Raw genomic sequence first — 3,690 nt, forward strand, 5'->3', positions numbered from 1 at the left:
CGATTGAGGTCGAGGCCGGAGGTGACGGTGAGCATGGCCTCGACCAAGCCGTCCATGCGGTCACGGGCATCGATGATCTGCTCGATGCGATCCTTGACCTCGCCGAGCAGTTCGCGCAGCCGCAGTTGCGAAAGCGTATCGCGCACCGAATAAGTGCCGTTCATAGACGTGCCATCGGTCATTCGGTCACCTCGACTGCTTCCGGGTACCGATTTGCCCGCTGCTCCCGAGTCCAAATCTGTTCGCGCCTGACTGCACCAGAATTCTACCTACTCGCGCGTGGAAGACGTCCGATGTTTTCGGGTGATGGCGGAGGCTGACGCGGTGGTCGCAGGCGAGCGTGGTTTCGTCGAAGGACACCGTCCAGGCTGCACGCTCCAAGCGGGAACGCGGTGGCGCGGGCCGGAGGCAATGTCGATAACTTCGCCGAACGACCGATGGGCACAGCCGAGCCGATCATGGCCAGAGGACCCGGCATTCGGTGACCTTCGGCCGTCACCTGCTTCGCTGGTTCGCGCGATGCTGAATCACAGTCGGCAAAGCGGACGACACCGGCGAAAGGTGATTGATCGTCATGGGTGAATTCACCGGGAGGAGCGCCCTCGTCACTGGCGGCGCGCGCGGTATCGGCGCAGCCGTGGTAGTCGCTTTGGTGAAGGAGCAGATTTCAGTCGTCATCGGCGATCTGCTCGAAGGCGAGGGCACTGCCCTGGCGGCGGCACTGGGCTCGGGCGTGATCTTCCGCAGGCTGGATGTGACCGACGAGGCGGGCTGGCGCGCTGTCCTCGACGATGCCGAGGCGGAGTTCGGTCCGCTGGCGGTGTTGGTCAACAACGCAGGAATCGTCGACTTCGGCGACGTCGAGTCCGAATCTCCAGCGATGTTTCGGCATGTGGTCGACGTCAACCTCTACGGCGCCTGGCTGGGTATGCATCTGGCGGCGCCGCGCCTGCGGGCCGCGGGCGGTGGCGTCATCGTCAACATCTCCTCCACCGCCGGGCTCATCGGCTACGCGGGTATCGGCGCCTATGTCGCGAGCAAATGGGGTTTGCGCGGCTTGACCAAGGCCGCCGCGCTGGAACTGGGGCGCGCGAACGTTCGCGTGTGCTCGATACACCCTGGCCCTGTTCACACGCCGATGACGGCGGCGCTGGACGAATCCGTCGCCGCGAACCAGCCGCTGGCCCGCTTCGGTCAGCCGGAGGAGGTGGCCGCGATGGTGCGATTCCTGGTCACCGAGGCCACCTACTCGACCGGCTCGGAATTCGTGCTCGACGGTGGCGCCACCGCCGGTCAGGTTCTGGGCCTACCGGACGACTCCCGATGAGAGGGCGAGCGATGCCGAGCACACACCCCGACCCCGAGACACTTCGATCCGCGTTGGCGCTGGCGTCTCGGGCGCCATCGGTGCACAACACCCAGCCATGGCTGTGGCGGCTCGGACATCAGACGACGCACCTGTACGCCGACGAGAGCCGGAGACTGCCGCACACCGATCCCGACGGACGCGATCTGCTGCTCAGTTGTGGCGCGGCTTTGCATCATTTCCGAGTAGCCGCACGTGCGGAGGGGTGGGAGACGCTGATCCATCGGCTACCGAATCCGGCCGCGCCCGAGCACCTCGCGTCGATCGAGTTCCGTCCCATCGCCTGCAGCCCCGAGGACATCGCGTTGGCGCGCGCCATCAGCAGGCGCGGCACGGATCGCCGCCGCTTCAGCTCATGGGAAGTACCGGCGACGCATATCGCGGCCATGATCGACGCCGGACTGTCCTCCGGTGTACTCGTGCACGATGTCGACGCCGAACCGGCGCGGACCCAGTTGCTACGCGCGTTCGAGCAGGCGGCCTGGCAACACGCCCGTGACGTCTCCTATGGTGCCGAACTGGCTCAGTGGAGCGGCAGGCACGCGGCGCCGCAAGGGGTGCCCGCGCGCAACGCGGTGTTGACCGAGGCCGATCCCACGGTGCGTCCCTTCTCGAACCCGGGATTGCCCGAGGCTGTGGTGCGTGATATCGATGCGGCCGACCGGATGCTGCTGTTGAGCACCAGTAGTGACGACCGATTGTCCCAACTGCGCGCCGGGGAGGCCGCGAGTGCGGTGCTGTTGACCGCGACGACTCTCGGGCTGGCGACGTGTCCGCTGACCGAGCCGATGGAGTTGGCCGACACCAGGAGACGCATTCGCGCCGATGTTCTGGACGACACCGGGTTTCCGCAGATCATCATCCGGACCGGTTATGCGGTCACGAGCGCCGAGCCGGTTCCGCCCACCCCACGCCGTCCGCTCGCCGAGGTGGTGCAGCCGCTGGGTTCGTCGGAGCCCTGATTCTGCATGGTCGAGGTCGAGGGACGTGATGCGGGATCGGTACGGGGTGACCGACCTTGGAACAAGGAGGACGCGATGACGGAGCACTCCACCGGAACCGCCGAACCGACGGATCGGCCGATCGTGGTCGGCGTCGATGGTTCGGCCATCTCGTATCACGCGGCGGCGTGGGCCGCAGCCGACGCCGCGCTGCATCGTGCCCGGCTGCACATCGTCATCTCCGTCCCTGTGCGGCCTGGGTACGGTCCGGGCGCCGCCCTCACCGAGGCCGATGTGGAGTGGTTGCGCACAGACGGCGAACGAGTACTCGCGGAAGCCGCTCGCGTGGCCAGGACGACAGCAGCGGGCGAGGCGCTGATGATCAGCACCGAGTTGACCGTCGCACCGATCATCCCCGACTTGATCGACCGGTCCCAGCTGGCGCGAACACTGGTCGTCGGCAGCCGCGGTCTCGGCGCGTTCCGGCGCGAGTTGCTCGGATCGGTGAGCACGGCGATGACCCGGCACGCGCACTGTCCGGTCGCGGTCGTGCGCTCGACGTCGGCGACCGATCCTTTCTCCTCGGGGAAACCCGTTCTGGCGGGGGTGGACGGCACCACCAACAGCGTGCCCGCCCTCGAAATCGCCTTCGAAGAGGCGTCGCGACGCAAAGTCGGCCTGATCGCGCTGCACGCGTGGAGCGATTCGAGTGGGATCGACCTCGTGCCCGGATGGGACACTGTGCGAGAGCGGGAGGACGCGTTGCTCGCGGAGAATCTCGCGGGGTTCGGCGAACGCTACCCTGATGTCGCGGTGCGACGTGTTCTGGTGCGCGACAAGCCGGTTCGGTCTTTGCTCGAGCAATCGGACGAGGCTCAGCTGCTCGTGGTGGGCAGCCACGGCCGCGGGGGGTTCACCGGCATGCTGCTCGGTTCCACCAGCGCGGCCTTGCTGCATTCGGTGGAGTGCCCGATCATCGTCGTACGTCAGCGGTGACGCGGGTGGTCGGCCGGCCATATCGTTGTCGGGTTCGGGCGATTGCCGTACCGCGCGGTTGTCCCGGCCGATCTGAGCGTGCTGCGTCATCGAAAGCTCGATCGGTGACTCGGGACGCGCGTGTCGGCGGTTGGGGCGGGCGCGTGCCCTATTCCGGGGTGGACGGAGGTGGACGAGCGATCAGTGGTTCGCTGTCCGGTTCACACGCCGCGCCGACTATCGCGTGTGAGGCCGGCAGCGGCCCGGCTATGTTCGGAGAGCGTCATTTCGGGTTGCGAGCGCCTGCTCGAGCAGCACGCGCCGTTCGGCGGCGGTGATCGCCCGACGGGCCGCGGGCACCGCGTCCGGTGTCACCGAGATCGAGGTGATGCCCATCCGTACCAGGTG

3 protein-coding genes and 1 pseudogene are annotated in these 3,690 nt (G+C 67.2%); 3 read left to right on the top strand and 1 reads right to left on the bottom strand.

Annotated elements, in window-relative coordinates:
- A pseudogene (locus ACIA5H_RS37645) lies at window positions 1-182 on the bottom strand (histidine kinase); the annotation flags it as partial.
- 392 nt (window positions 183-574) lie between these two features.
- Here ACIA5H_RS37645 and ACIA5H_RS37650 point away from each other — a divergent pair.
- The 3 genes from ACIA5H_RS37650 to ACIA5H_RS37660 all read left to right on the top strand — a co-directional run bounded on the left by ACIA5H_RS37650 (window position 575) and on the right by ACIA5H_RS37660 (window position 3,303).
- Complete coding sequence (locus tag ACIA5H_RS37650) at window positions 575-1,327, top strand: SDR family NAD(P)-dependent oxidoreductase (RefSeq protein ID WP_397081123.1); 753 nt, start codon at window positions 575-577, stop codon at window positions 1,325-1,327.
- 11 nt (window positions 1,328-1,338) lie between these two features.
- Complete coding sequence (locus ACIA5H_RS37655) at window positions 1,339-2,328, top strand: Acg family FMN-binding oxidoreductase (protein ID WP_397081125.1); 990 nt, start codon at window positions 1,339-1,341, stop codon at window positions 2,326-2,328.
- Between the two features lie 75 nt (window positions 2,329-2,403).
- Complete coding sequence (locus tag ACIA5H_RS37660) at window positions 2,404-3,303, top strand: universal stress protein (protein ID WP_397081127.1); 900 nt, start codon at window positions 2,404-2,406, stop codon at window positions 3,301-3,303.
- Window positions 3,304-3,690 lie beyond the last annotated feature (387 nt).

Source organism: Nocardia sp. NPDC051900 (genome assembly GCF_044452545.1).
Taxonomy (GTDB): domain Bacteria; phylum Actinomycetota; class Actinomycetes; order Mycobacteriales; family Mycobacteriaceae; genus Nocardia; species Nocardia sichangensis.

What these genes read in the sequence shown, in the direction of transcription:
- ACIA5H_RS37660 (WP_397081127.1), top strand. Translation starts at nt 2,404, where the DNA reads ATGACGGAGCACTCCACCGGAACCGCCGAACCGACGGATCGGCCGATC.
- ACIA5H_RS37655 (WP_397081125.1), top strand. Translation starts at nt 1,339, where the DNA reads ATGCCGAGCACACACCCCGACCCCGAGACACTTCGATCCGCGTTGGCG.
- ACIA5H_RS37650 (WP_397081123.1), top strand. Translation starts at nt 575, where the DNA reads ATGGGTGAATTCACCGGGAGGAGCGCCCTCGTCACTGGCGGCGCGCGC.